Origin of the sequence: Siphonobacter sp. BAB-5405, assembly GCF_002872335.1 — a bacterium.
Taxonomy (GTDB): Bacteria; Bacteroidota; Bacteroidia; order Cytophagales; family Spirosomataceae; genus Siphonobacter.
Genome location: NZ_NJAG01000179.1, coordinates 1 through 323, shown reverse-complemented (window position 1 = coordinate 323; position 323 = coordinate 1). Strand labels below are relative to the sequence as shown.

General features: G+C 46.1%; 1 protein-coding gene. It reads right to left on the bottom strand.

Translation table 11 applies throughout. From position 1 onward, the window contains the following. On the bottom strand, positions 1-219 hold a 219-nt coding region (locus tag BWI97_RS28825; protein WP_233208093.1), incomplete at its 3' end, for a hypothetical protein. Between the last annotated feature and the right edge of the window lie 104 nt (positions 220-323).

Here is a 323-nt window from a genome sequence, read left to right as displayed (position 1 = left end):
CTTGACATCGGCATAACCAAGTCCTGCCGAAAAGTGATCATCCTTTTTTACCATGGAAATCATCAATCCCGGCAGGTGCTCTTTTTCTAGGACTTGCCTGAGTTTTTTCAGCAGTGAGTCGGTGGAAGCCTTTGGAAAGCCAGGAGTTTGGGCGTTAACAACAGGACAGGAAAACACTAGCAGAAATAGGATCACGCGTAAAATGCGGCTTGGGCTCATTGTTTTTTTGCCAAAGTACGCGGGCTCCCTTGTTTAGGAGTTCGGTTCTATCCAAGCGAACTAAAAAAGGGAAAGGGTATAGAAAAACCAGTAGTAGGAGAGGG